Annotated in this window: 26 protein-coding genes, 2 tRNA genes and 1 pseudogene; 15 read left to right on the top strand and 14 right to left on the bottom strand. The window is 65.3% G+C overall.

Annotated elements, in window-relative coordinates:
* Nucleotides 1–170: 170 nt before the first annotated feature.
* The 9 genes from A6A05_RS14235 to A6A05_RS14195 form a co-directional block, all read right to left on the bottom strand.
* On the bottom strand, nt 171–1,145 hold the full coding sequence (locus A6A05_RS14235) for a ChaN family lipoprotein (protein WP_068502549.1): 975 nt from the start codon (nt 1,143–1,145) through the stop codon (nt 171–173).
* Nucleotides 1,135–1,518 (bottom strand): DUF1850 domain-containing protein, encoded by a 384-nt coding sequence (locus A6A05_RS14230; protein ID WP_216635808.1) that lies wholly within the window; start codon nt 1,516–1,518, stop codon nt 1,135–1,137. Before A6A05_RS14230 ends, A6A05_RS14235 begins: the two co-directional genes overlap by 11 nt.
* Nucleotides 1,515–3,578, bottom strand: a complete 2,064-nt coding sequence (locus A6A05_RS14225; RefSeq protein ID WP_068502535.1) for a TRAP transporter permease — start codon at nt 3,576–3,578, stop codon at nt 1,515–1,517. The genes A6A05_RS14230 and A6A05_RS14225 overlap by 4 nt, the downstream gene beginning before the upstream one ends.
* Before the next feature lie 10 nt (nt 3,579–3,588).
* Complete coding sequence (locus A6A05_RS14220; RefSeq protein WP_068502533.1) at nt 3,589–4,545, bottom strand: TAXI family TRAP transporter solute-binding subunit; 957 nt, start codon at nt 4,543–4,545, stop codon at nt 3,589–3,591.
* 88 nt (nt 4,546–4,633) lie between these two features.
* Nucleotides 4,634–5,779: a Na+/H+ antiporter NhaA gene (gene nhaA / locus A6A05_RS14215; protein ID WP_082910982.1), complete on the bottom strand. Its 1,146-nt coding sequence runs from the start codon at nt 5,777–5,779 to the stop codon at nt 4,634–4,636.
* 48 nt (nt 5,780–5,827) lie between these two features.
* Nucleotides 5,828–6,436: a response regulator transcription factor gene (locus A6A05_RS14210; RefSeq protein ID WP_068502526.1), complete on the bottom strand. Its 609-nt coding sequence runs from the start codon at nt 6,434–6,436 to the stop codon at nt 5,828–5,830.
* 2 nt (nt 6,437–6,438) lie between these two features.
* Nucleotides 6,439–8,028 (bottom strand): ATP-binding protein, encoded by a 1,590-nt coding sequence (locus tag A6A05_RS14205; protein ID WP_068502523.1) that lies wholly within the window; start codon nt 8,026–8,028, stop codon nt 6,439–6,441.
* Complete coding sequence (locus A6A05_RS14200) at nt 8,025–8,636, bottom strand: response regulator transcription factor (RefSeq protein ID WP_068502521.1); 612 nt, start codon at nt 8,634–8,636, stop codon at nt 8,025–8,027. Before A6A05_RS14200 ends, A6A05_RS14205 begins: the two co-directional genes overlap by 4 nt.
* On the bottom strand, nt 8,633–10,597 hold the full coding sequence (locus tag A6A05_RS14195) for a sensor histidine kinase (RefSeq protein WP_068502518.1): 1,965 nt from the start codon (nt 10,595–10,597) through the stop codon (nt 8,633–8,635). Before A6A05_RS14195 ends, A6A05_RS14200 begins: the two co-directional genes overlap by 4 nt.
* A gap of 107 nt (nt 10,598–10,704) precedes the next feature.
* On the opposite strand from A6A05_RS14195, the gene A6A05_RS14190 reads away from it, so the two are divergent.
* The 5 genes from A6A05_RS14190 to A6A05_RS14170 all read left to right on the top strand — a co-directional run bounded on the left by A6A05_RS14190 (nt 10,705) and on the right by A6A05_RS14170 (nt 15,626).
* On the top strand, nt 10,705–11,718 hold the full coding sequence (locus A6A05_RS14190; RefSeq protein ID WP_068502516.1) for a TRAP transporter substrate-binding protein: 1,014 nt from the start codon (nt 10,705–10,707) through the stop codon (nt 11,716–11,718).
* A 60-nt stretch (nt 11,719–11,778) separates the two neighbouring features.
* Complete coding sequence (locus A6A05_RS14185) at nt 11,779–12,480, top strand: TRAP transporter small permease (protein ID WP_068502509.1); 702 nt, start codon at nt 11,779–11,781, stop codon at nt 12,478–12,480.
* On the top strand, nt 12,477–13,760 hold the full coding sequence (locus A6A05_RS14180) for a TRAP transporter large permease (protein WP_068502505.1): 1,284 nt from the start codon (nt 12,477–12,479) through the stop codon (nt 13,758–13,760). The genes A6A05_RS14185 and A6A05_RS14180 overlap by 4 nt, the downstream gene beginning before the upstream one ends.
* A 69-nt stretch (nt 13,761–13,829) precedes the next feature.
* Nucleotides 13,830–14,276, top strand: coding sequence for a CBS domain-containing protein (locus A6A05_RS14175; protein WP_068502502.1), 447 nt, complete (start codon nt 13,830–13,832; stop codon nt 14,274–14,276).
* Between the two features lie 3 nt (nt 14,277–14,279).
* Entirely contained in the window at nt 14,280–15,626 is a 1,347-nt protein-coding gene (locus A6A05_RS14170; protein ID WP_068502501.1) for an ArsB/NhaD family transporter, read from the top strand.
* Between the two features lie 388 nt (nt 15,627–16,014).
* Here A6A05_RS14170 and A6A05_RS14165 read toward each other — a convergent pair whose 3' ends face one another.
* Together A6A05_RS14165 and A6A05_RS14160 are read right to left on the bottom strand one after the other, a co-directional pair.
* Nucleotides 16,015–16,425: a nuclear transport factor 2 family protein gene (locus A6A05_RS14165; RefSeq protein ID WP_068502498.1), complete on the bottom strand. Its 411-nt coding sequence runs from the start codon at nt 16,423–16,425 to the stop codon at nt 16,015–16,017.
* Between the two features lie 18 nt (nt 16,426–16,443).
* Nucleotides 16,444–16,848: a hypothetical protein gene (locus tag A6A05_RS14160; protein ID WP_068502497.1), complete on the bottom strand. Its 405-nt coding sequence runs from the start codon at nt 16,846–16,848 to the stop codon at nt 16,444–16,446.
* 482 nt (nt 16,849–17,330) lie between these two features.
* Between A6A05_RS14160 and A6A05_RS14155 the strand changes: the two genes are divergently transcribed.
* From A6A05_RS14155 to A6A05_RS14135, 5 genes are all read left to right on the top strand, one after another.
* Nucleotides 17,331–17,819, top strand: coding sequence for a DUF192 domain-containing protein (locus tag A6A05_RS14155; protein WP_068502494.1), 489 nt, complete (start codon nt 17,331–17,333; stop codon nt 17,817–17,819).
* A 36-nt stretch (nt 17,820–17,855) separates the two neighbouring features.
* Nucleotides 17,856–17,932 (top strand) — tRNA-Pro (locus A6A05_RS14150).
* Nucleotides 17,933–17,984: 52 nt separating this feature from the next.
* On the top strand, nt 17,985–18,293 hold the full coding sequence (locus A6A05_RS14145) for an ETC complex I subunit (protein ID WP_068502492.1): 309 nt from the start codon (nt 17,985–17,987) through the stop codon (nt 18,291–18,293).
* Nucleotides 18,294–18,309: 16 nt separating this feature from the next.
* Nucleotides 18,310–18,386, top strand: a tRNA-Arg gene (locus tag A6A05_RS14140).
* A gap of 61 nt (nt 18,387–18,447) precedes the next feature.
* Nucleotides 18,448–18,657: a hypothetical protein gene (locus A6A05_RS14135; RefSeq protein ID WP_068502490.1), complete on the top strand. Its 210-nt coding sequence runs from the start codon at nt 18,448–18,450 to the stop codon at nt 18,655–18,657.
* A 132-nt stretch (nt 18,658–18,789) separates the two neighbouring features.
* On the opposite strand, the gene A6A05_RS14130 is transcribed toward A6A05_RS14135, so the two are convergent.
* A complete protein-coding gene (locus A6A05_RS14130; RefSeq protein WP_068502486.1) occupies nt 18,790–19,866 on the bottom strand; it encodes a class I SAM-dependent DNA methyltransferase in 1,077 nt (358 codons plus the stop codon).
* Nucleotides 19,867–19,901: 35 nt separating this feature from the next.
* Nucleotides 19,902–20,690 carry a hypothetical protein gene (locus A6A05_RS14125; RefSeq protein ID WP_156521066.1) on the bottom strand — a complete coding sequence of 263 codons (789 nt, stop codon included), beginning with the start codon at nt 20,688–20,690 and terminating at the stop codon, nt 19,902–19,904.
* A 291-nt stretch (nt 20,691–20,981) separates the two neighbouring features.
* Here A6A05_RS14125 and A6A05_RS20940 point away from each other — a divergent pair, with 291 nt between their 5' ends.
* The 5 genes from A6A05_RS20940 (at nt 20,982) to A6A05_RS14105 (ending at nt 25,378) form a co-directional block, all read left to right on the top strand.
* Nucleotides 20,982–21,125, top strand: coding sequence for a hypothetical protein (locus tag A6A05_RS20940; RefSeq protein ID WP_156521065.1), 144 nt, complete (start codon nt 20,982–20,984; stop codon nt 21,123–21,125).
* 155 nt (nt 21,126–21,280) lie between these two features.
* Nucleotides 21,281–22,300 (top strand): amino acid ABC transporter substrate-binding protein, encoded by a 1,020-nt coding sequence (locus A6A05_RS14120; RefSeq protein ID WP_172822285.1) that lies wholly within the window; start codon nt 21,281–21,283, stop codon nt 22,298–22,300.
* A gap of 9 nt (nt 22,301–22,309) precedes the next feature.
* Nucleotides 22,310–23,482: an amino acid ABC transporter permease gene (locus tag A6A05_RS14115; protein ID WP_068502467.1), complete on the top strand. Its 1,173-nt coding sequence runs from the start codon at nt 22,310–22,312 to the stop codon at nt 23,480–23,482.
* Nucleotides 23,479–24,633, top strand: a complete 1,155-nt coding sequence (locus A6A05_RS14110; protein WP_082910979.1) for an amino acid ABC transporter permease — start codon at nt 23,479–23,481, stop codon at nt 24,631–24,633. The genes A6A05_RS14115 and A6A05_RS14110 overlap by 4 nt, the downstream gene beginning before the upstream one ends.
* A 1-nt stretch (nt 24,634) precedes the next feature.
* Nucleotides 24,635–25,378, top strand: coding sequence for an amino acid ABC transporter ATP-binding protein (locus tag A6A05_RS14105; RefSeq protein ID WP_068502464.1), 744 nt, complete (start codon nt 24,635–24,637; stop codon nt 25,376–25,378).
* Nucleotides 25,379–25,545: 167 nt separating this feature from the next.
* On the opposite strand, the pseudogene A6A05_RS14100 reads toward A6A05_RS14105, so the two are convergent.
* A pseudogene (locus A6A05_RS14100) lies at nt 25,546–25,828 on the bottom strand (transposase); the annotation flags it as partial.

The following is a 25,828-nucleotide window of genomic DNA, read 5'->3' as shown; positions in this document are numbered from 1 at the left end:
TCCTTCCGATCCATCGCGCAAAACCTCCCGCGTTTCCGCCATTCTACACGATATCAATACGAATTGCGAATAGAGCCATTATTAATTCGGATTTGGTCTTCCCTATTTTGCCCTCGCCGGGCGCAAACCTCCGGTTTGCTTGGCCGCGCCCTCAATGGGCGCGTCGTGGCCTACTGGCCTAGCTTCTTCTTTTCCATATGGCGGCGGAAGGCCTCGCACTGGTCCTCGCGCTGGCTGCGCGGCGTGAACCACACCATGTCGAACGGCAATTGCTCGGTCTCATAAAGGTCCGCATACATCGCCGGCAGGTTCTTGTCCGACTGCACCTCGATGAAGGCGATCGAGAAGACCTTGTGGCCGGCCGCGATGGTCGCCAGATGGGCCGGCACGCCGCGATCGAAGCGGGCATGGCCGGCACCGGCGATCAGCACCGCGCTCTTGCGGGCGGCGATGCCATCGACGATGGCGTGGGCCATCACCGAATCGCGGGCGCGCTGGATTTGCACCATCGCCGGCAGCGACTTGTCGGGCAGCATATCGCAATGGCTGGACTTGATTTCGCGCTCCATCGCCTGCTGGACCACGGGCGGCAGCGGCTTGTCCAAGCCCAGGTGGTGGGCGGCGGCGGCTGGGAAGGTGTTCTTGGTCAGTTGGCGGGTTTCATCCTTCGACAGGTTGGCGGTCAGGATCGGCAGGCCGGCCGACAAGGCGGCGTCGGCGATGGGGCGATAAAGCGCCCAATCCGGCCAGCCGGTCTTTTCCCACTCGACGGCCGCGCCCAGGCCGGCATCGTCGCCGGGGCGCTCGCGCAAATGGCGGGCCAGGGCCTCGCGCTGGCTGGAATCCAGCATCTCGAACGCCACCGCCGGCTTGCGGCCGGCGGCGATCAGATGACGCAAGATCCAGGCCTGCAGGGTGTGATGGTCGGGATTGTCGTGGGTCTCGCCCAGGATCACCACGTCGGCGGCCGCCGACGTGCGCACCAGCTCGTCGATGGCGACGAAGGCCTTGGTCTGGGGATCCCACACCTTGCCCGCCAGCGGATGGCCGGTTTCCAAGGTGCTGATGAAGGCCGGCGGCGACCCCGCCAGGGCCGGCAACGACAGCAGCAGGGACAGGGCGACAAACAGCGATCTAAGGTGCATGGCAGGGTTCCAGGATGACGGAATCCACTCCGCCGACATAATGCGACAGCGACCGGCACTCGCCCTTGACGCACAGGCGGTGGTCGGCGGCGAATTCCGACCGGGCCAGGATCAGCCGGGGCCGGGTTTCGGGCGGCATCGGCCAGCGGTACCAGCCCCGTTCCAGCCGGGCGAAGGCCGGCGGTTCCATGCCGGCGCCCGAGCCTTTAATGCGCGCTTCCAATCCGGTCAAGCCCGTCTTGGCCACCCGCCAGTCTTCCTGCCACTCGACCTTCTCGATGGAGTGGATCCAGGTCAGGGTGAAGCGGTCGTCGGGCAAGGCCACCTGGGCGGCCGGGCCGCCGGCCATCAGGGCCAGGCACAGGGCGATCATGGTTTCTTGCTTCTCCACCATTGCCAGCCGACGAACGCGGCCGAAGCCGCGAAGCCCAACTCGTCCGTCAGGGGGACGGCCAGGACCAGCAGGAAGGCCCCGACGGTGGCCCAGATCCGTTCCGGCCAGTTCAGCTCGGTCATGAAATAACCGATCGCCGCGCCCCCCCACAAGGCGATGGCCAGGCAGGCCTTGGACAGCACATAGGCCACCTGCCAGACGGTCGGGTCGCCCTGCAGCATCAAGGCCGGGTCGTAGACGGTCATGAACGGGACGACATAGCCGGCGAGCGCGATGCGACTGGCCAGCCAGCCGATTTCCATGTGGCCGGCCCGCGCGATCGAGCTGGCCGCCAGCGCAGCCAGCGCCACCGGCGGCGTCAGGTCGGCCATGATGCCGAAGTAGAAGCAGAACATGTGCGACACGATCAACGGCACGCCCAGCTTCAACAGAGCCGGCGCCGCGATCGAGGCGGTGATGATGTAATTGGGGATGGTCGGCAGGCCGGTGCCCAGGATGATGCAGGCGATCATCGTCAGCACCAGGGCGAAGAACAGGTTGCCGCCCGACCATTCGACGATGGCGGTGGCGAAGCTGGACGCGATGCCGGTCAGCGTGGTGACCCCGATCAGCACGCCGACCAGGGCGCAGGCCATGCCGACGCCGACGGCGTTCTTGGCGCCGTCGGCCAGGGCGCCGACCATGGTCTGGACGATCGAGCGCCCGCGCGCGAGCAGGCCTGAGGCGATCACCAGCACGCCGACCACGCTGGCCGCGACGGTTTCGTGCGGCAGCTTGGCCCGGGACAGGGCGACGGCGCCACCGGCCACCGCCAGCCAGAAGACGATGCGCAACAGGTTGGTCTTCATCGCCACCGTCAGCCCGTTGCCCAGGATCAGGACCAGGGTGCAGGCCAGGCCGATGACGCCGGCGAACAGCGGCGTGTAGCCGGAAAACAGCAGCACCACCAAGGCGGCGACCGGCAGCAGCAGGTACCAGCCCTCGCGGATGGCCTTGAAGGCGTCGGGGCATTCCGAACGGGGGATGCCCACCAGCTTGTGGCGGCCGGCTTCCAGATGGACCATCCAGAAGGCGCTGCCGTAATACAACACCGCCGGGATGATGGCGGCGATGGCCACCTCGGAATAGGGGATGCCCAGGGTCTCGGCCATGATGAAGGCGACCGCCCCCATCACCGGCGGCATGATCTGGCCGCCCATGCTGGCGGTGGCCTCGACCGCGCCGGCGAAGGCCGGGCGATAGCCGAAGCGGACCATCAGCGGAATGGTGAATTGGCCGACCGTCAGCACGTTGGCGACGCCCGAGCCGTTGATGGTGCCCATCAGGCCGGAACTGATCACCGCCACCTTGGCCGGGCCGCCCTTGGCCCAGCCGACCAGACCGATCGAGACATCGTTGAACAGCCGGATCATGCCGGCATGTTCCAGGAAGCTGCCGAACAGGATGAACAGGAAGATGTAGGTGGCCGACACGAAGGTCGGCGTGCCGTAGATGCCCTCGGTGCCCAGGAACAATTGGTCGATCAGCTGGTCGAAGCCGAAGCCGCGGTGGGCCAGCGGCCCGGGCAGCCACGGCCCCAGCAGGGCATAGGGGATGAACACCCCGCACATGATCGGCAGCGACCAGCCCATGATGCGGCGCGAGCCTTCGAACACCAGGGCGATGACGATGGTGCCGACCAGCAGGTCGGTCTGATTGGGATCGCCCGCCCGCTGGATCAGCTCGGCCTCGAACACCCAATGGTAAAAGCCCAGGGCGAAGCCGCCCGCCCCCAGCAGCCAGTCGTACCACGGGATGCGCGAACGGCTGTCGGCCTCGCGGGCATTGAACAAAAGGAAGGTCACCAGCAGCAGGAAGCCCACATGGATCGAGCGCACCGCCTGGGTCGGCAACGGCGTGAAGGTGGCGGTCCAGATCTGGAAGGCGGAAAAGGCGACGCCGACCCAGAACACCGCCCGGGCGGCTTCCCCTTGCAGGAAGCCATGCGCCGAGGCGGGGTTCTCTTTGTCGACGATCCGCTTGATGCTGGAATCGTCCATGGCGGGCGCCCTATTTCAGCACGCCCTTTTCTCGGTAGAACCTGGCCGCACCCGGATGCAGCGGCACCGGAGCGGTGGCGGCGGCGGCGTCGAGCTTGATGACCTTGGCGGCCACATGGGCGGCGGTCATCTGGTCCAGATTGTCGAACAACGCCTTGGTCAGGTCGTAGCCGGTCTGTTCCGAGACGTCGGAATGGGTGACCAGATAGTTCTGCACGGCGGCGGTCGAGACGTCGGCGGTCTGGCCGCCATAGGTGTTGGCCGGGATGGTGGCGGGCAGATAGGCGGCGTCGCCGATCTTGGCGATCACCTCGGGCGGGATCGGAACCACCACGATCGGCACCGAGTTGGACAGGTCGCGGATCGAGGCGACGCCCAGCCCGGCCGATTGCAGGGTGGCGTCGATCTGGCGGTTCTTCATCAGATCGACCGATTCGGCGAAGGCCAGGTACTCGACGCGCGAGAAGTCCTTGTAGCTCATGCCGGCGGCGGCGAACACCGCGCGGGCGTTCAGCTCGGTGCCCGATTTCGGCGCGCCGACCGAGATGCGCTTGCCCTTCAGGTCGGCCAGGCTCTTGATGCCGGAATCGGCCGCCGCGACGATCTGGATGTAGTTGGGATAGATGGCGGCGACGGCGCGCAGCTTGTCCAGCTTGGTCTTGAAGCCGACCTCTTCGTGGCCTTCCCAGGCCTGGGACAGGGAATCGCCCAGGGTGAAGCCGATCTCGCCGCGGCCTTGCTGCAAAAGGTTCAGGTTCTCGACGCTGGCCTTGGTGGCCTGCACCGACGCCTTCACCCCCGGCACCTTGCCGTAGATGTTGGAAAGGGCGACGCCCAGCGGGTAATAGACGCCGCTGGTGCCGCCGGTCAGGACGTTGACGAATTGATCGGCCTTGGCGGGAAAGGTGGCCGCCAGCACGACGGCAGCCGCCAGCGCACGGCCGGCGAGGGACGTAATCCGGGACATGGGTTCCTCCGTGTCGAGATATTCGGTTTTTATCGTTGGAAACACGGTACCCCGAAGCCCGGGAAGCGGCAAGGGCTGGTCTGACCAGTTACGATTGCGCCGGCGGCCGAGGCATCGACAAAATCGCCAATCCCGCCAGCGCCGAGGCCAGCGAGCCGACGATCACGCCCAGCCGGGTGGCGACGATGGCGTCGCCATCGGGAAAGGCCAGTCCGCCGATGAACAGGCTCATGGTGAAGCCGATGCCGGTCAGAACCGCCACGCCGTAAAGGCTGCGCCAGTCAGCCCCTTGTGGCATCGGCGCCAGGCCCAGGCGGATGGCGGCCCAGCTGGCGCCGAACACTCCGGCCTGCTTGCCGAGGAACAAGCCGGCGGCGATGCCCAGGAACACCGGATCGGACAGGATCGAGATTCCGACGCTGTTCAGCCCGATTCCGGCATTGGCCAGGGCGAAGATCGGCAGGATCAGGAAGGCGACCCACGGGTGCAGGCTATGTTCCAGTTCGGCCTGGCCGTCCTTCAGCGGAATGGTCAGCCCCAGGATGACGCCGCCGATGGTGGCGTGCAGCCCCGACGGCATCAAGCTCGCCCACAGCGCCAATCCGACCAGCAGATAAGGCCAGGTTCGGCCGATTCCGGCCCGGTTCAGCCCGACCAGGATCAGGGTGGCGGCGGCGGCGGCGGCCAAGGCCGGAAGGTTCAGGCCGCCCGAATAGAACAGCGCGATCACCAGGATGGCGCCCAGGTCATCGATGATGGCCAGCGCGGTCAGGAACACCTTCAGGGCCAGCGGCACGCGGCTGCCCAGCAACGCCAGCACGCCGAGCGAGAACGCGATGTCGGTGGCGGTGGGAATCGCCCAGCCGCTCAGGTGCGCCGGATCGTTCCAGTCGAGCGCGACATAGATCGCCGCCGGCACCGCCATGCCGCCGAGGGCCGCAAGGGCGGGCAGGGCCAACTGGCCGGGCTGCGACAACTCGCCGGCGACGAACTCACGCTTGATCTCCATCGCCACCAGCAAGAAGAACACAGCCATCAGGCCGTCATTGATCCAGTGCAGCACCGACAATGGGCCCAGCTTGGCGTCCAGCGCGGTCTGGTAGGCGTCGGCCCACGGTGAATTGGCCAGTCCGAGCGCCAGCACCATCATCGCCACCAGCACCATTCCCGAGGCGGATTCGAGGGCCAGAAAGCGTTGGATGGCGGATAGAAGCGGGCGGGAGGGCGTGTTCATGGTGTCCATCTAGGTGTGGAGTCGGAAACCGCCAGTCCGAACATACCCTTATTGGTCCAACCGCAGCGCCATGCGCACCAGTTCCGACAGGCTGCCGGCATTCATTTTTTCCATCACCCGGCCACGATGGATTTCGACGGTGCGGACCGAAATGTTCAATTCGGCCGCCACCGCCTTGTTGGCCAGTCCCTGGACCACCAGGGCCATCACTTCGCGTTCGCGCGGCGTCAGTTCGGCGGCCAGGGCGCGCAACTCGTCCAGCGCCTTGCGCTCGTTCAAGGCGCGCTGGTTCTGGTCGAGGGCGGCATCGACCGAGCGGGCCAGGACATCCTCGTCGAACGGCTTCTCGATGAAGTCCGACGCGCCGTCCTTCAAGGCCTGAACCGCCATGGCGACATCGGCATGACCGGTGATGATGATCACCGGCAGATCGATGCCGGCGCCCTTCAGGTGGCGCTGCAGGTCCAGCCCGCTCATGCCGGGCATGCGGACGTCGGCGATCACGCAGCCCGGCGCGCCGTGCTCGAATCCCGCCAGGAACGAGCCCGAGTCCGGGAAGGCCCGCGCCGACCGGCCCGAGGATTCCAGCAGCAGGACCAGGGATTCACGGATGGCCTGATCGTCATCGACGACATAGACAAGGGGGGCTGCCGGCATGGTCAATCCTTCTCCGTCGGATCAAAGGGCAGGCGGAAGCGGAAGGATGTTCCCGTCGGCCCGGTTCGTTCCAGCCAAATAGTGCCACCATGGGCCTCGACAAGGGTCCGGCAGATCGATAGGCCCAGCCCCATGCCGGTCGCCTTCGAGGTATTGAATGGCTCGAACAGGCGTTCGCCGATGTCGGGCGCGATGCCGGGGCCGCCATCGGCGACCTCGAAGACGATGGCGCTACTCTCGGATTCCGCCGAAACCGTCACCGACGGGTCGACACTGTCGGCCTTGACCATGGCATCCAGGGCGTTGTGGATCAAATTGACCAGCACCTGCTGGACCTGGACCCGATCGACGGCCAGGTCGGGGGCCGATTTGTCCGGATTGGCCGCCAGCCGGATGCCCAGCCGCTTGGCCTCGGGGGCGACCAGGGCAAGGGCGTCGGCGATCAGCCGAGCCGGGGGCACCATTTCGCGGGTCAGCCGGTCCTGGCCGATGAACTGGCGCAGCGACTTGACGATGTCGCCGGCCCGCTGGGCCTCGTCGACGGCGCGCCCCATGGCGGCGCGGGCCTTGGTGCTGTCTTCGGGATTGTTGTCCAACAGCCGTTGGGCGGCGCGGGCGAAGGCCATGGTGGCCATCAAGGGCTGGTTCAGCTCGTGGGCCAGGGCGGCGGCCATCTCGCCGGCCAGCGACAGGCGCGAGATGTGGGCCAGTTCGACCTGGCGGGCCTGCAGGGCGGCGGCGGTGCGCCGGCCCTCGGCCACCGCCGCGCCCAGGGCCAGCGAGGCCAGGGCCAGGACCAGCATCAGCAATTGGAAAGCGGTGACCGTAGTCGATTCGTGACCGACCGACTGGATGGCGATGATCAGCGCGCCTTGCGTCGCCAGGTTGGCCAGCACCGCGCCGTCAAGCCCGAACCGCACCGAGGCCCAGATCATCGGCAGGAACAACAGATAGAACAGCCTGAACTCGTCGGCGGCGCGGAATCCGAACACCAGCCACACCATCGCCACGATGGTCAGGCCCTGCAGCGCGGCCTCGGCCAGCCGCCGGGGTGATGGCCAGCGCGGCACGAAGCGATAGGCCACCAGCAACAGCGGCGTCATCACCGCGATGCCGATCATGTCGCCGATCCAGAAGCGGGTGGTGGCGGCGGTGAAGCGGGCCGGGTCCAACTGGCCGAACCAGACGAAGGTGCCGACGTAAAGCACCGCCACCGCCAGCGAGGCGAAGGCGGCCCCGACATTGAGCAGCAGCACGTCGCGCAGGCGATGAAGCGAGATGTCCAGCCCCAGCGGGCGGCGCAGGATATGGACCAGCAGGCCATAGAAGCCGGCGATCGTCGCCGCCGTCAGGAAGGCCGGCAGGATGGTGGTGGTCGGCGTGCGGATAAGGAAATCGGCCAGCAGCGAGGCCATGAACACCAACGGGGTCCAACGGACGCCGCGGATCAGCAAGAAGGCCATCGCCAATCCCGCCGGCGGGTTCCACGGCGTGATGGACAGGTGAGAAATCGAATGGATGAAGCTGATCTGGTCAAGGAACACATAGGCGGCCAGGAAGATCGCCGGTTCGATGGCGCGCCTGGGACTCATCGCTCGCCCTTGAAGGTCGATAACAATTGCGCCAGTTCCACTGCCGTCTTGACCTCCATCTTCTCGAAGACATGGGCGCGGTGGACCTCGACGGTGCGCATGGTGATGCCCAGATCGTCGGCGATGACCTTGTTCATCTTGCCGGCCAGCACCAGCTCCATCACCTGCTTCTCGCGGGCGGTCAGGCTGGCCAGCCGGCTGGCGATGCCGGCGCTGCCGACTTCCTGTTCGCGCCGCCTGGCCGCCCAGGCCAAAGCCTCGACGACGCGATCGACCAGTTCGTTGTCGTTGAATGGCTTTTCGACGAAATCCAGGGCCCCCTTCTTCAGGGCCGAAACCGCCATCGGCACGTCGCCGTGGCCGGTCAGGAAGATCACCGGCAGGGTCGAACTGGCGTCCTTCAGCTTGTCGAACAGGTCCAGCCCGCTCATGCCGCCCATGCGGATGTCCAGCAGCAGGCAGCCGACCAGGTCGGGGCGCCAGGCGGCCAGGAAATCCTCGGCCGATCCGAAGCCGATGGCGTCCAGCCCGCGCGATTGCAGCAGCCATGACAAAGCGTCGCGGATGGCCTCGTCGTCATCGACGATGAACACGGTCTCGGCGGTCATGCCGCCCTCGTCGGCAGCGAGAAGCAGAACACGCTGCCGCCCGACGGATTGGGCTCGAACCACAATCGTCCGCGATGGAACTCGATGATCGAGCGGCAGATGTTGAGCCCCATTCCCATGCCCTCGTCCTTGGTGGTGAAAAATGGCTGGAACAAGCTGTCGGCGGCGTCGGGGGCGATGCCCGGCCCATGGTCGGCCACCTTGACCACCGCGTGATCATCGGCCGCCTCGACGGTGATGACAAGGGGGGCGCCGGAATGGTCGGCGTGGCTCATCGCCTCGATTGCGTTCCGGACCAGGTTCAGCACCACCTGTTCCAGCAAGATGCGGTCGGCTTCGACCTGGGGGTCGGCGCCGGCCAGGGCGACCTGGATGGGGATGCCGCGCTGTCTGGCGTCGAACTCGATGAAGCCGACCGAATCCTCGATCACCTGATTGAGCGCGCAGGCGTTCAGCCGGGGCTCGGACTTTCGGACGAAATCGTGGACGCGGCGGATGATCTGGCCGGCCCGCTGGGCCTGTTGGCCGACCTTGGTCAGCGCCGGGCGCAAATCTTCCCGCTCGAAGCGCGGGCTGTCCAGCCGGTTCAGGCAGCCGGCGGTGTAGCTGGCGATGGCCGACAGCGGCTGGTTCAATTCGTGCGCCAGCGTCGAGGCCATCTCGCCCATGGTGATCAGCCGGGCGGTGCGCTGCAATTGCTCTTGCTGCTGGCGGGCCATTTCCTGGGCGCGCTTTCGTTCGGTGACGTCCAGGACCGAGGCCATCCAGCCGGTCTGGCGGCCATCGGCGCCGATCAGCGGCGCTTCGTAGACCAACGCCCAGAACGGTTCGCCATTCTTGCGGCGGAACTGGATCTCGAAGCCGTCGGGGGGGGCGTCGCCGGCCATGACCCGGCGGTGCATCTCCATGGTCTGGTCGAGTTCCTCGGGCAGCCAATAGGGCATCGGCGGGGCGGTGCCGACCAACTCAGCGGCGCTCCAGCCGACCATCTGGCAGAAGGCCGGGTTGACATAGGTGATGCGGCCGTCCAGGTCGCGGGCCCGCATGCCGACCGTCAGCGAATCCTCCATGGCCTTTCTGAAGGCGTGCTCGGCCAGCAGCGCCTGTTCGGCCGCCTGGCGCCGTTGCACGCTGCGGCGCAGCAGCCACAGGCTGAAGGCCGCCACCACCGCCAGGGTAAAGATCGCCGCCGCTAAGATGTTGCGTACCAGATTGGTGGCGCTGCGATAGACGGTGGCGACCACCGCGACGCCTTGTCCCGGCGGGTTCAGCCCGACCTGATGGGACGGGCCGGGCTGGAACAGATCGACGCCGGTCTTGGTGCCCAGCACCGCGCCGCCGGCATCGACCAACTCGACCTTGTATTTCTCGGCGACCCACCACGGCACCAGATGGGTCAGAAGTCCCTCGGTGGCGAAGATGCCGACGATCGTGCCGACGAACTGGCGATGGCGATAGACCGGCACATGCACCTCGAACACCGGCCCGCGCCCCGGCGCGATGAAGGACCCGGTCCAGGCGGCGCGGCCGACCGAGCGGGCCAGCGAGAAGGCGGTCCACCACGGCGCCGTCTCGTCGGGCGAATAGCCGTACGGGTCGCCCGCGGCCGGCGGCATCGCCAGGATGGCGCGGCCGGTTTCGTCGCGCAGCAAGATGCGGTCGATTTCCTTGTTGTTGGCGATCAGGGCGCGGGCGCTGATGGCGAACCCGTCGGGCGACAACGTGCCGCGCTCGAGGTCGGTGGCCATTTGGGCCAGCTTCTCCTCGGCCGAGGTCAGGTGGAAATGGATGTTCTGCTCGACCCACAAGATGTCCTTGATCAGGGTCAGGCGTTCCTCTTCCAGTTCGGTGCGCTGCAACACCCACAGCAACACGCCCAGCAGCATGACCACCAGGGCCATCGCCGCGATCGGCATGGTCTGCAGAAAGGTCCGGCCAATCAATGGGTTGCGCGCGTTCATCCGGAATCAAGGCCCGTGTTCGGATATCCACAATAGCTCAAGCGGCGAAACTTAAGAACAATCGGCGGCGATAAACAGTCCAATTCAGTCCCGGGAGGACGCACCCCATGAATTTTCGTACCCTTCTCTGCTGCGCGGTCGCAGGCGTGATCGCCGCCGGCTCGGCCATGGCCCAGCAGGCCCAGCCCATCGTCATCAAGTTCAGCCACGTCGTCTCGGTCGATACGCCCAAGGGCAAGGCTGCCGAGATGTTCAAGAAGCTGGCCGAGGAACGCACCAAGGGTCGGGTCAAGGTCGATGTCTTCCCCAACAGCCAGCTCTATAAGGACAAGGAAGAGATGGAGGCCCTGCAGCTGGGCGCCGTCCAGATGCTGGCGCCGTCGCTCGCCAAGTTCGGCCCGCTGGGCGTCAAGGAATTCGAGGTGTTCGACCTGCCCTACATCTTCCCGACGAAGGAAGTGCTGCGGTCCGTCACCGAAGGTCCGGTCGGCCAGGGCCTTTTGAAGAAGCTCGAGACCAAGGGCATCCTGGGTCTGGCCTATTGGGACAACGGCTTCAAGATCATGAGCGCCAACAAGCCGATCCATAAGCCCGAGGATCTGAAGGGCCAGAAGATGCGCATCCAGTCGTCGAAGGTGCTGGACGCCGAAATGCGCGCCCTGCAGGCGCTGCCGCAATCCATGGCCTTCTCGGAAGTCTATCAGGCGCTGCAGACCGGCGTCGTCGACGGCACCGAGAACCCGCCCAGCAACATGTTCACCCAGAAGATGCACGAAGTGCAAAAGCACGCGACCGTCACCAACCACGGCTATCTGGGCTATGCGGTGATCGTCAACAAGAAGTTCTGGGAAGGCCTGCCGACCGACATCCGCGCGGTGCTGGAAGGGGCCATGAACGAATCGACCCGCTTCGCCAACGCCATCGCGCTGCAGGAAAACGAGGACGCGCTGGCCGCCATGAAGGCTTCGGGCAAGACCGAGTTCTACACCCCCACCGCCGACGAAGTCGCCGCCTGGCGCAAGGCCCTGCTGCCGGTCCACAAGGACATGGAAAGCCGCGTCGGCAAGGAAACCATCGAGGCGGTCTACAAGGAAGCCGCCAAGCTGGGCTTCAAGAACTGATTTGACGTGACAAAAGGGGGCGCCCACCGAGGCGCCCCCGCTTTTTCCACCGGAGCTTCCATGCTGAAAGTCCTCGACCACCTCGAGGAAGGCTTCATTGCTTTCCTCATGGCCGCGGCGACGACCATCATCTTCGTCGCGGTCATGCACCGATACGCCTCGGGCGTGTCGTTCCTGTACGATTATGTCGGCCACCTGGATTTTTCCTGGGCCCAGGAATTGTGCATCATCATGTTCGTGTGGATGGCCAAGTTCGGCGCCGCCTATGGCGTGCGCACCGGCATCCATGTCGGCGTGGACGTGGTGATCAATCGGCTGGAGGCCAAGAATCGCGGGCGCTTCATCGTGTTCGGCCTGCTGTCGGGCGCGTTGTTCACCGGCACCGTCGCTCTGATGGGCGGCCATTTCGTGTGGGAGAACGGTGCCCATTACGGCATCACCCACGCTTTGGGCATCGACAATCCCGAGCTGTATGAAGGCCCGACCACGCCGGATCTGGAATGGCAGACCTGGGTGGTCTATTCGGCCATCCCGCTGGGCTCGTCGCTGATGTGCTTCCGCTTCCTGCAGGTCTGCTGGGCCTTCCTCTGCACCGGCGAGCTGCCGCACCACGACCACGGCCATGTCGAGGGTCTGGAGGAAGACACCACCGACCCGCAGCGCGCCGCCCAGGACATCAACTGGTTCGAGATGGATGACGGGCTGCATCCCAAGGACATCGCCCACCACCCCGACGACGAGAACAAGGAGAAGGGCCAATGAACGCCGCCATCATCTTCGGGCTGCTGATGGCCCTGATGCTGACCGGCATGCCCATCTCGATCTCGCTGGGCCTGACCGTTCTGACCTTCCTGTTCACCATGACCCAGGTGCCGATCGAATCGGTGGCCCTGAAATTGTTCACCGGCATCGAGAAGTTCGAGATCATGGCGATCCCGTTCTTCATCCTGGCCGGCAACTTCCTGACCCATGGCGGTGTGGCCCGGCGCATGATCAACTTCGCCACGGCGATGGTCGGTCATTGGCATGGCGGCCTGGCTTTGGCCGGCGTCATGGCCTGCGCCCTGTTCGCCGCCGTGTCGGGCTCGTCGCCGGCCACCGTGGTCGCCATCGGCTCGATCATCCTGCCGGCCATGGTCAAGCAGGGCTTCCCGAAAAGCTTCGGTGCCGGCGTCATCACCACCTCGGGCGCGTTGGGCATCCTTATCCCGCCGTCGCTGGTGATGGTGATGTACGCGGTCGCCACCAACACCTCGGTCGGCGCCTTGTTCATGGCCGGCGTCATCCCCGGTCTGGTGCTGGCCTTCCTGCTGGGTTTGACCACCTGGTGGATCGCCCGCAAGAATAATTATCCGCGCCTGCCCAAGGCCGACTTCAAGCAGCGTCTCAAGACGCTGAAGGAGGCGATCTGGGGCCTGATGCTGATCGTCATCGTCATCGGCGGCATCTATTCCGGCGTGTTCACGCCGACCGAAGCGGCGGCGATGAGCGCGGTCTACGCCTTCATCATCGCGGTGTTCGTCTACAAGGACATGCCGCTGAAGGGCGTGCCCAAGATCTTGCTGTCGTCGGCGTCGATGTCGGCGATGCTGCTCTACATCATCACCAACGCCGTGCTGTTCAGCTTCGTGCTGGCCAACGAGAACATCCCGCAGGCCATCGCCGACTGGATCGTTGGCATGGATCTGGGCATCATCGCCTTCCTGCTGGTGGTCAACGTCTTGCTGCTGGCCGCCGGCAACTTCATGGAACCCAGCTCGATCGTGCTGATCATGGCCCCGATCCTGTTCCCGGTGGCCATGAAGCTGGGCATCGACCCGGTCCATTTCGGCATCCTGATCGTCGTCAACATGGAAGTCGGCATGTGCCACCCGCCGGTGGGCCTGAACCTCTATGTCGCTTCGGGCATCACCAAGATGGGGATATCGGAACTGACGGTGGCGGTTCTGCCGTGGTTGCTGACCATGCTGGGCTTCCTGGTCGTTGTCACCTATTGGCCGCCGCTGAGCATCTGGCTGCCGAAAATCTTGGGTGTCATGTAAGGAATTTGACCCTCACAAAACTGGGCCGATCCGTTAGGATCGGCCCATCTTCTTTTCCTGGGAGACGCCATGACCTGCCAATCGATCATCTCGGCCCCACCGGCGACCTTGGCCAAGACCGACACGGTGGCCCAGGCCCTGGGGGTGCTGCTGACCCATCGGGTGCTCATGCTTCCGGTGGTGGATGCCAAGGGCCATTATGTCGGGGTATTCGGCCTGAAGGAGGTGGTGGCCCTGGTGCTGCCCAAGGCGGCCCGGCTGGGCGAGGACCTGGGCGATCTGGGCTTCCTGTCCGACGGGCTGGCCGATTTACGCAAGCGTCTGGCCGCCCAGGGTGCTGATTCCATCGGCAAGCATGTGGCGCCGCACCGCAGCGTGGCGCCCGACACCCAGCTGGTCGAGGCGTTGCTGCTGCTTTACAAGGGCGATTCCTTCCTGCCGGTGGTCGATGGTTCCGGTGTTCTGGTGGGGGTGGTGACCGCCGCTGACGCTTTGACTCGCATGGCGGAGGCCTAAACGATGCACGGTGAAACGCATGCCTGGGTGCCGCAGGTGATTTTCGGCATGGACGCCATGTGGGTGGCCACCCTGGTCCTGGTCGCCACCTACGCGGTGATCATCAGTGAAAAGATCAATCGCGCCGTCATCGCCCTGATCGGGGCCGGCGCCATGATCCTGGTCGGCATCTTGAACCAGCAGGCCGCCATCGGCGGCATCGACTTCAACACCATCGCGCTGCTGGTCGGCATGATGATCATCGTCGCCATCACCAAGCGCTGCGGGGTGTTCCAGTATGTCGCCATCTGGGCGACCAAGAAGGCCAAAGCCGACCCGGCGGGCATCTTGTTCCTGCTGCAGATCGTGACCGCCTTATTCTCGGCGCTCTTGGACAACGTCACCACCGTGCTTCTGGTGGTGCCGGTGACCCTGGTGATCACCGAGGAACTGAAGCTGAAGCCGTGGCCGTTCCTGGTGGCGCTGATCTTCGCCTCGAACATCGGCGGCACCTCTACGCTGATCGGCGATCCGCCCAATATCCTGATCGGTTCGGCCACCGGCCTGACCTTCAATCAGTTCGTCTTCAACCTGGCCCCGGTGGTGTTGGTGATCCAGGTGGTCACCGCCTTGCTGTTCCATGTGATGTGGGGCCGCAAGCTGCATGCCAGTGCCGAGAACCGCGCCCGCGTCATGGGTTTCTCGGAGATCGAGGCGATCACCGACTGGCGGCTCTTGAATCAATCGATGGCGGTGCTGGCCGGCGTCATCGGCGGCTTCATCGGCGCCCACTCGCTGGGGCTCGAGCCCGGTACCATCGCCCTGTTCGGCGCCGCCGTGCTGATGCTGCTTTATTGCCTGGGCCGTGACGCCGAAAGCCAGTCGCACGAGGTGCACCACATCTTCGGCGAGGTCGAGTGGATCACCATCTTCTTCTTCATCGGCCTGTTCGTGGTGGTGCACGGCGTCGAGCGGGCCGGCGTGCTGGCCATGCTGGCCGAGAAGCTGGTCGCCCTGACCGGCGGCGACATGCGGGTGACGGCGATCGCCATCTTGTGGGCGTCGGCGGTCCTGTCGGCGGTGGTCGACAACATCCCGTTCGTCGCCACCATGATCCCGCTGATCAAAAGCATGGCGCCGACCTTCGGCGGCCCTGAAGCGCTGGAGCCCCTGTGGTGGTCGCTGTCCTTGGGCGCCTGCCTGGGCGGCAACGGCACCCTGGTCGGCGCGTCGGCCAACCTGACGGTGGCCGGACTGGCCGAGCGGGCCGGCCATCCGATCCGCTTCGTCCCCTTCATGAAGGTGGCGTTCGGCCTGATGCTGCTGTCGATCGCCATCGCCAACGTCTATCTGCTGATTCGTTACGTTTGATGCCAAGCCCCTCAGTCGCCGGGCGGGCTTCTCCGAAGCCCTTGGCTACGCTCGCATTGGCTCGCGGGCGCTCAATGCGCCAGCAAAGTCTCGGATGACGCGATGTCACCCGAGACTTTGTCTGATCCTGCCCCGAAAACGCCACGATCCCGGGACCATTTTCGCCATCATCGGCGTCTAAGGTCCCGGGCATGGCGAAGGTCGCGCCGCTTCGCCGGGGATCACCCCCGCAACAGGCGCCAGGATATAGAAATCATGTCAAGCAAGAGCGTCGAGATCGTCAAGCCCGCCAAGACCGAAGCCCAGCCCGAGGTCAAGGCCGAGACCGCCGAGCAATCCCGCCGTCGCCGCGCCGGCATCGCCTGCTTTCTGTAAAAGATCGTGACGCTCAGGCCTGTGGCTGGCTGTGCCACCAGATGCGGGCCTCGGCGCACAAACCGTCCTTGAAGGTGGCGACAAGCATGCCGTCCAGGACCATCCGGGGCAGGGGATCGCCGGGCTGGCGCGACACCAGATTGGTGCCCGTCGATTTGGCCCAGATCTGGAACAGTTCCTCGGACGCCACCTGATAGGTGGTGTGCCAATGGGCGATCCCCGCACCCAGGATTTCGAAGGTGACCCGCACGTCTTCCTGCAACTGCACCCGCTTCCAATATTCCATCAGCTGGGCGCGGCCCTGCTGAACCTGGAAGGGCGTGTTGTGGTAGCGTCCGTCGGGATGGAACAAGGCGGCGAACAGGGCCGGGTCGCGCGCTTCCCAGGCGGCCTTGTAGCCTTGCATGAATCGTTCGATGTCCATCCCCCAACCTCTCCTTGGTCAATTCATCCGTTCGCGGGCCTTGGCCTCGCATTGCAGCATCCAGGCCAGCCTTTCAGCACGATAGCGCTGGGCGGCGGCCTGGTCGCGCTCTTCTTGTTCGGCGCCGCCGCGCGACAGCCGATTCAAGTGGGCGTCCAGCGCCGAACGTTCCTTTTCCTGGGCTTCCTTGGCCAGATCAAGCTTGGCCGGCAACGCCAGCAGGCGGTCGCGCTCGGCGGCCAGCAGGCGCTGTTGGGCCTGCCAGAAATCGCGGCCGTGAACCAGGGCGGCGACATGGGCGGTGCCCAGCGGCTGGCAATTCTTGTCGACGGCGATTTCGTCGGGGACGCTGGCGGCCCACACCAACACCGCCGCCAGGCCGCCAAGGCCGATGAACAGGACCGAGCGAGGAGACAGGGGCATCGGATCACTTCCGTTGGAAGACCTGTCCCAGTTTACTCCGGACCCCAGAAAACGGAAACGCCGCTTTGTTGAAAGCGGCGTTTCCCTGCGGGGGGGATGGGGATGGGCGGGAAGGTCCCCCCCGACAGTGTCTGGTGCCTTGGGGCTGGAGTTCTTCACCCCCTCGGCAATTCCTAGACTAGCCCTGTGCGCAGATAAATGAAACAGGAAAATCAACCGATCAATTGTAGTAAAATATTACATCTATTGTGTAATTTCTTTGAAGAAAATCTCGATAAAATTTTATGCAATTGCCATCCGTCCAGGGATTCTGCAGGGTCCGTGCCGCCGTGGCCGGGTGCCTCCGATGGTGGAGTGGAGGCGGGTCGTAAAAACCGCAAGGGGGGTGCGGCCAATCATGTGACAAGGTTCCTGTCCCATCGTCGATATTGTGGATTCGGCTGGTGACAGGCACCATAGGGCAGACTTAAGGGAGGGGCGACATGACCATCAGCCGTTGGGGTCTGGCCTTTGCGATGGTGTTGGCGGTGCTGGGCGGGGCGGCGCAGGCCGAGGACCGCCCCCACGGCCAGGCATCGGGCGTCGAATTCGCGCAATCACCGCTGCGGGTGGTCACGGCCTCGGGTCGCGGCCATGCCTTCACCGTTGAACTGGCCGAGACGCCCGATCAACTGACGCAAGGCCTGATGTTTCGCACCCACATGAAGGCCGATGCCGGCATGCTGTTTCATTTCGGCCGGCCGCGTCCGGTGTCGATGTGGATGAAGAACACCCTGATTCCGCTGGACATGGTGTTCATCGACCAGACCGGGCGGGTGGTCGGCATTCATGCCGGCGCGGTACCGCATTCGGAAGCGGTGATCAGTTCGCCTTCGCCGGTGCTGTCGGTGCTGGAATTGAATGCCGGCACGGCGGCACGGCTGGGCGTGAAAGCCGGCGACCGGGTCGAGCATCCTTGGTTCAAGCATTGACCTTGACCGGGTGTCCGTCTAGAACTCCCGGGGCGTCGGGGTGTAGCTCAGCCTGGTAGAGCGCCAGCTTTGGGAGCTGGATGCCGGAGGTTCGAATCCTCTCGCCCCGACCAAGAAACGACCACACGCGGCCCGAAGCGCCGCCCCTGGATATGGAGAGTGCCGATGCCGGTTCGCATCTACCGCCCCGCCAAGACCGCCATGCAATCGGGCAAGGGCAACGCCAAGGCGTGGGTGCTGGAGTTCGAGCCCGCCGCTCCGAAGCAGGCCGATCCGCTGATGGGCTGGCTGGGGTCGGACGACACCACCCAGCAGGTCCGGCTGAAGTTCGCCACCCAGGACGACGCGGTGGCCTATGCCAAGCGCAAGGGCCTGGAATTCGAGGTTCAGGCCGAAGCGGTCAAGAAGCCGTGCGCGGCGAAGAATTACGCCGACAATTTCCGCTACGACAAGCTGGAATTCGGCCGCTTCTAACCGGTCGGGCCAGCGGGCGCCCTTAGCTCAGTTGGATAGAGCACCCGCCTTCTAAGCGGGTGGTCGCTGGTTCGAATCCAGCAGGGCGCGCCAGCCCTTGATTTCGCCCTTGATGGGGCCATATTTGCCGCGGGCAGCCAGGGAGAAGGGCAACATGGACCGCAAGGCCATCGACGATATCGTCTGCCATTCCAAGGGTTGCGACGACGTCAAGATCGCTGCCTGCCGGGCGTCCTCGGGCGCCGTCAAGGAACTGGCCTATTGCCAGATCGACCGCTGTTTCTATGTCACCGTCGATGGTCGCGAACGGGTGCGCAGCGACGTCCCCGAAACCGCCTATCGCTTCTTCGAGGCGCAGGATTAGAGCACTTTCCGATCTGACCCGGTCAGATCGGAAAGTGCGACAAGCCCGCGCGGCGATTGAGCGGGCCCGGCACGGGCCGTACGGACAACCCTAGAGCCGGTTCCGTTTGTTCGGAAACGGCTCTAGGGTTGGTCACTCGGGCCGGGTGAAGGTCCACAAATAGCTGGGCAAATTGAAGTAGGCGACGATGTCGGGCGGCTCGACCACCAGCCCGGCCGCGGCGGCCAGGTCGCGCATGGTCTCGGCGCTGCGGCAATACCGCCGGGTGCCGCCGATGGTCTGGCGGACCGACTTCGCCCCCGCCGCCGGGAAATCGATCAGCATCAGCCGCCCGCCGGGCACCAGTGCATTGCGTGCCGCCGTCAGCATCGGGGCGAGATCGGGGAAGTAATAGGCGCAGCCCAGGATGGCGATGCCGCCGGCCTGGCCCGGCATGCCGTTCAGGGCGGCGATCAGGTCACCCTCGATGACCGTGTCGTAAAGGCCGCTGTCGCGGCAGCGGGCGACCATGTCGGGAGACAAATCGATGCCGATCAAGCGCTCGGCCAACGGCCGCAGGTGACGTCCGGCCAAGCCGGTGCCGCAGCCGGCATCGATGATGGTCTGGCCGGCACGTCCGCCCAGCCCTTGGGTCAGGTGGGGCGCGATGCCATCGACCGAGTTTCTATGGACGGAATCGTCGTCATAACCACCGGCCTTGTCCGAATATTCGGCGACGATCTCGTGGGCCGGCGGTGGGGCATCGGCCAGCGGCCCCAGGCAATGGGCGAAGCGGTCGACCGCCTCGTCGCCTTGTCCGATTCCCAGCAGGATCAGGGACCAGGCGCCGAAGAAGTCGTAGCGTCCCTGGTGCCCGGCCAAGGTGGCGACCAGGGCGTCAAGGTCGGCGGGTGACGGGAAATGGCGTCGCCACACTTCGTACAATTGCGGCCAATGGACCTGCGGGACCAGCTGGATCAGCAGCGCCATGAAGAAGGCGTTGGGCTCGAGGCCCAGGCGATCCTTGCCGACGGCCCGCAGGCAGGCGGACAGCGCCGGTTGGGGGCGGCCCTGGTAGGCCAGCGATTGCGAGGCCAGCAGCGGGAAGATCGACAGATTCGGCCACTGGCCGTCGCATCGCACCGCCAGATCGGTGGCTTCCTCGTGGCGGCCGGCGCGGATCAAGGCGTTGATGATACCGACCGCGTCGGCTGGGGCAATGTCGGACATGGGGCGCGAAAATCCTGAGCGAAATTGGAGAGACTCTATCCGCCGACCGGAACCGCTGTCCATGTCAACGGTCGCGTGGTGCGGGTGAAGCCCTTCTTGAAGGCGGCGATCGAGCGCAATTTGGAATCGAAGGACGGATCGACGTGCAGCGCGCCCAGGAAGAAGCGCCGTTGGCCGGCTTGCGCCGCATCGATCATCGCGTTGGCCAGCAGGGCATGTGACAGGGGCGCGTTGCCCCGGCGTAGCGACAGGCCGCTTTCGTAATGGCTGGTGGCGCCATGGCGGCCGACGATCAATCCGCTGACCGGCTCGTCGGTCCAGGTGCCGACATAAAGCTGGGCCTCGCCCCGGCGCAAGCGGTCATGAAATTCGGGCGGCGGCGCCGGGCGTTGGCAGGCCAGGCAAAGCGCGGTCAATCGGATGGCGACTTGCAGGTTGGCCAGCGGCCCGTCGCCTTCGCTCATGACCAGGAACGACAGGTCCTCCAGCGTTCCCGTCCAATCGTCTTGCACCGCGTGCCTGGCCGGCTTGGTCAGCCAGGGATCGCGCAGGGGGTGGGCGGCGAACCGGTCGCGGACCGCCCGGAACTCGGCCGGCGAAGCGGCGATCGACAGGGTCGACAATGCCCCGGCCCGGCTTTCCGCCACGGCGGGCCGCGCCCCCTTGGTCCCCAGCAGACGCGGGCTGGCCAATCGGTCGGCGTCGCTGCCGGGTCCGGTGCTGAGCGTCGCCCTGAGCGCCAGGACAGCGCCCCGTTCCGCGGCGGCGATGGCGAATGCGACGCCTCGGTCCAAGGTGGCGGTCGCGGAACCAGTCAGCCCCATGGCGGCCAGTCCTTGCGCCAGCAAAAGAATGGTGGGCGCGGCGGGCTGATCGCGCTTTCGAGCCGTCGATCAAGGGAATCGTCGTTGGTTGAGCATGACCTCATGAGCGGATGATTGGCACAGTTGCGGGCAATTGGAAAGGCACCGCGCCGCCGTGCCGGACGGGGGCGGCCTCTTTCGGAAAACCACAAGGAACTGCGTTAAGCACATGGCTCCGATGCAAGGGTGGCAATGGTAATGCCACTGTTTCCCCCTGTATGCTGCGCCGCAACAACTTGGAGGGCATCAATCATGCTCGAAGAATGGGTGCAGAATTTGCCGATCGAGACCTTGCGGGGCATTGCCGCCGATACCAAGGTCGCGGGTACCCGGATCTGGCAGTTGGCTGTCGTCGAATTGATGGTCCGTGAGAGCCAGGCCGCCCTGGCCGCGTAGGTTTCGCCGAAACCCTTATTCGTCCGGCTGGAAATTTCCGGCCGGGCTTCCCATCTCTCCCCTCGTCGCCCGCCGATCGCATCATGCGACTGGACCGGCAACGACCTTCGGTCTAGCCTGTCTTACAGGATCGACCATTCCTCGGGGGAGAGACGATGAAGATCATCAAGACCGTCATGGCAGCGGCCGCCGCCGCGATGTTCGCAGGTCCGGCCCTGGCCGGGCAGACCTTCGATTCCGTCAAGGCCAAGGGTTTCGTCCAGTGCGGCGTCAATCTGGGCCTGTATGGATTTTCGGCCCCCGACGACAAGGGCAACTGGAGCGGGCTGGACGTCGATGTCTGCCGTGCCGTCGCCGCCGCTCTGTTCGGCGATTCCACCAAGGTCAAGTTCACGCCGCTGTCGGCGCAGCAGCGCCTGCCCGCCCTGCAATCGGGCGAGATCGACATGCTGGCGCGCAACACCACCTGGACCTTGTCGCGCGACACCGCCAACGGCCTGAACTTCACCACGGTCAATTATTATGACGGCCAGGGCTTCATGGTCGCCAAGAAGCTGGGCGTCAAAAGCGCCAAGGAGCTGAACGGCGCCACCGTGTGCGTGCTGCCCGGCACCACCACCGAGCAGAATCTGTCCGATTACTTCCGCGCCACCAAGATGACCTTCAAGCCGGTGGTGATCGAGAAGAACGAGGAATTGAACGGGGCCTTCTTCTCGGGGCGCTGCGACGCCATCAGCTCGGACGCCTCGCAATTGGCGGCCATCCGCGCCAACGAATCGCCCAATCCCGACGATTACGTCATCCTGCCCGAGCTGATCTCGAAGGAGCCGCTGGCTCCGGCGGTGCGCCAGGGCGACGACCAATGGATGGATCTGGTGCGCTGGTCGGGTCTGGCGATGATCGCCGCCGAGGAAAAGGGCATCACCTCGGCCAATGTCGATCAGATGATGTCTTCGGCCGATCCCGAGGTGAAGCGCCTGCTGGGCGTGACCCCTGGCAACGGCAAGGCCCTGGGAATCGATGAAGCCTGGGCCGCCAAGATCATCAAACAGGTCGGCAATTACGGCGAAAGCTTTGAAAGAAATGTCGGCAAGGGCTCGAAGCTGAAGATCAGCCGCGGCCTCAACGCGCTCTATACCCAAGGAGGCCTGCTCTACGCGCCGCCCTTCAAGTAGGGTCGCGCCATGCGGGCGAAAAGACAGGGCGGCATGCGGGCGCTGATCTACAGCGCCCGCTTTCGCGGCCTTGTCTATCAGGTGGTGGTGGTCGCCGCCGTGATTGCGCTGGGCTGGTATCTGGTCAACAACACCCTGGCCAATCTGGCGGCGCGCGGCATCGCCACCGGCCTGTCCTTCCTGGGGCGTGAGGCCGGCTTCGATATCGGCGAGGGCGCTGTCGCCTATCAGGCGTCGGATTCCTATCTGCGCGCCCTGGTGGTCGGCCTGTTCAATACTTTGTCGGTGTCGGTGGTCGGCATCATCCTGGCCAGCACCCTGGGTCTGGTGATCGGCATCGCCCGGCTGTCGGGCAACTGGATCGTCGCCCGCCTGGCCACCTTGTATGTCGAGGCGGTGCGCAACGTGCCGCTGCTGCTGCAATTGTTCGTGTGGTACGGGCTGGTCACCGCTTTGCCGGGGCCGCGTCAGGCCCTGCAGCCGGGTCTGGGGCTGGTGCTGTCCAATCGCGGCCTGAAGATTCCTCTGCCGGTGTGGCACGAGACCTATGGTCCGGTGATGATCGCCCTGGGCGTCGCCCTGGCCGGCTTGTTCTTCCTGCGCCGCTGGGCGGTGGCCCGCCAATACCGCACCGGCCAGCCCTTTCCCTGGGCGGCGGTGGGCATCGCCGGCGTGATCGGCCTGCCGGGGCTGGTGTTCCTGGCCGTCGGCGCGCCGCTGGAATGGGACCTGCCCCGCCTGGCCGGCTTCAACTTCCAGGGTGGCGGCACCCTTAGCCCCGAATTCGTCGCGCTGTTGATGGGCTTGTCGGTCTATACCGGCGCCTTCATCGCCGAGATCGTGCGTTCGGGCATCCTGGCGGTGCCGCCCGGCCAGACCGAGGCGGCCCTGTCGCTGGGCCTGACGCGCGCCCAGACCCTGCGGCTGGTGATCCTGCCCCAGGCGCTCAGGGTGATCGTGCCGCCCTTGACCAGCCAATATCTGAACCTGACCAAGAACTCGTCGCTGGCGGTGGCCATCGGCTATCCCGATCTGGTCAGCGTCGCCAACACCACCATCAACCAGACCGGCCAGGCGGTCGAGGGGGTGGCCTTGGTGATGGGGGTGTTCCTGGTCATCAGCCTGTCCTTGTCGTGGCTGATGAATTGGTACAATTCCAGGGTCGCGCTGGTGACCCGATGAACCCGGCCCCCGACGACCAGACCCGGCGCGCCACCGCCGCCTCGGAAATCGAGGAGCCGAGTTCCGCCCAAACGCCCGAGCGGGCGCCGCCGGCCAGTCAATTGCGCCTGCTGGGCTGGGCCAGGAAGAATCTGTTCGGCAGCCTGCCCAACACCATCCTGACCCTGCTGGCCTTCTGGCTGCTGTGGGAAATCCTGCCGCCCTTGGTTCGCTGGGGATTGGTCGATGCGGTGTTCAGCCCGGCTGGCGGAGCCGCTTCCTGCCGCGAGGCCACCGGCGCCTGCTGGGCGCTGATGGGCGAAAAGAACCGGCTGATGCTGTTCGGGGTCTATCCCTATGACCAGCATTGGCGTCCGGCGCTGGCCACCGCCCTGGTGATCGGCCTCTTGGCCACCAGCGCGGTCAGAAGCCTGTGGGGGCGCTGGCTGATCTGGGCCTGGGCTGTCTGCCTGGCCGTGGTCGGCATTTTGATGTGGGGCGGCGTGCTGGGCCTGGCCTATGTCGAGACGGCGCAATGGGGCGGCCTGCCGCTGACCTTGGGCCTGGCCATCTTAGGCATCGTCCTGGCCTTTCCGCTGTCGATCCTGCTGGCGTTGGGGCGCAGGTCCGACCTGCCGGCGATCCGGGCGCTGTCGGTCGGCTATATCGAGCTGGTGCGCGGCGTGCCGCTGGTCAGCGTCTTGTTCATGGCCTCGGTGATGTTTCCGCTGTTCCTGCCGGAAGGGGTAAGCATCGACAAGCTGCTGCGCGCCCTGGTCGGCATCACCTTGTTCACCGCCGCCTATCTGGCCGAGGCGGTCCGGGGCGGCCTGCAGGCCATCCCGCGCGGCCAGGAAGAAGCCGCCGACGCACTGGGCCTCACCTATTGGCAGAAGATGCGCATGGTGGTGCTGCCGCAGGCGCTGCGCCTGGTCATTCCGCCCATCGTCAACCAGTTCATCAGCTGCTTCAAGGACACCTCGCTGGTGACCATCGTCGGCCTTTACGACCTGCTGGCGGCGACCAAGGCGGCCCTGGCCGATCCCGACTGGCGGCCCTTCTTCGTCGAGGGCTATATCGCCGCCGCCTTGGTCTATTGGTCTTTCTGCTTCTTCATGTCGCGCTACAGCCAGTGGCTGGAACGCGAACTCGCCAAGGGGTCGAGGAGATAACATGAGCGATTCCCCGGTCGTCGAACTGATCGATGTGCAGAAATGGTACGGCGCCTTCCACGTCCTGAAGGACGTGTCGCTGTCGGTCGCCAAGGGCGAGAAGGTGGTGGTGTGCGGGCCGTCCGGCTCGGGCAAATCGACCATGATCCGCTGCATCAACCGGCTCGAGGAACATCAGGGCGGTCGCATCGTGGTGAACGGCGTCGAACTGGCCGACGATCTGAAGGCCATCGAACTGATCCGCCGCGATGTCGGCATGGTGTTTCAAAGCTTCAACCTGTTTCCCCATCTGACCGTGCTGGAAAACCTGACCCTGGCGCCTTTGTGGGTCAAACGGGTGCCCAAGCGCGAGGCCGAAGCCATCGCCATGCAATATCTGGAACGGGTGCGCATCCCCGAACAGGCCCACAAGTACCCCGGCCAATTGTCGGGCGGCCAGCAGCAGCGGGTCGCCATCGCCCGCGCTTTGTGCCTGAAACCCAGCATCATGCTGTTCGACGAGCCGACCTCGGCCCTGGACCCGGAAATGGTCAAGGAAGTCCTGGACGTGATGATCGAGCTGGCCGGCGAGGGCATGACCATGATCTGCGTCACCCACGAAATGGGCTTTGCCCGCGCGGTGGCCGACAAAATGGTCTTCATGGCCGAGGGCCGGGTGGTCGAGGTGGCTACCCCGGCCCAATTCTTCACCAACCCCAAAAGCGAGCGCACCCGCCAGTTCCAGGGGCAGATCATCGGACATTAGCCCGTCCTATTCACCATGGCGCTCAGAATTGTATGCCCCCGCAGTCGCCTGACGTTTGGCGCGTCTGACCACGACGGCCTTTCGGTCGTCTGGGTGATGTGATGGGCAGGCGGACGGGGTCTGGAGTTGTCGGGCGGGATTGATCGGGGCAATGACGGCCCCGTCGGTCACGGTCCGGCGGGCATCAGCGCCGAGGCGAGGTGGCGGATCGGGGCTGGCTGCGGCGAAGGCGAGACGGATGCGCGAGGCGGTCTCGATGACGCGGGCGCCCAATTTCAGCAGCCGGAGCCGGATGGTGGTGAACTCCGCGTTGGCCAGGGCATGAGTCTTGGGGATGGCGTCACGGAGGGTGAGCATCAGCGCGCGCAATAGAAGGTGTCGTAGATGAATTCGGCCGAGCCGGTGGCCAGGCTGGTGACGACAACGCGGATGTCGAGGCCCAGCGTGGTC

It is taken from the genome of Magnetospirillum moscoviense (assembly GCF_001650635.1).
In the GTDB taxonomy this organism is placed as follows: domain Bacteria; phylum Pseudomonadota; class Alphaproteobacteria; order Rhodospirillales; family Magnetospirillaceae; genus Magnetospirillum; species Magnetospirillum moscoviense.
The sequence above is the reverse complement of the archived record's forward strand: the minus strand, read 5'-3'. Positions and strand labels throughout refer to the sequence as shown.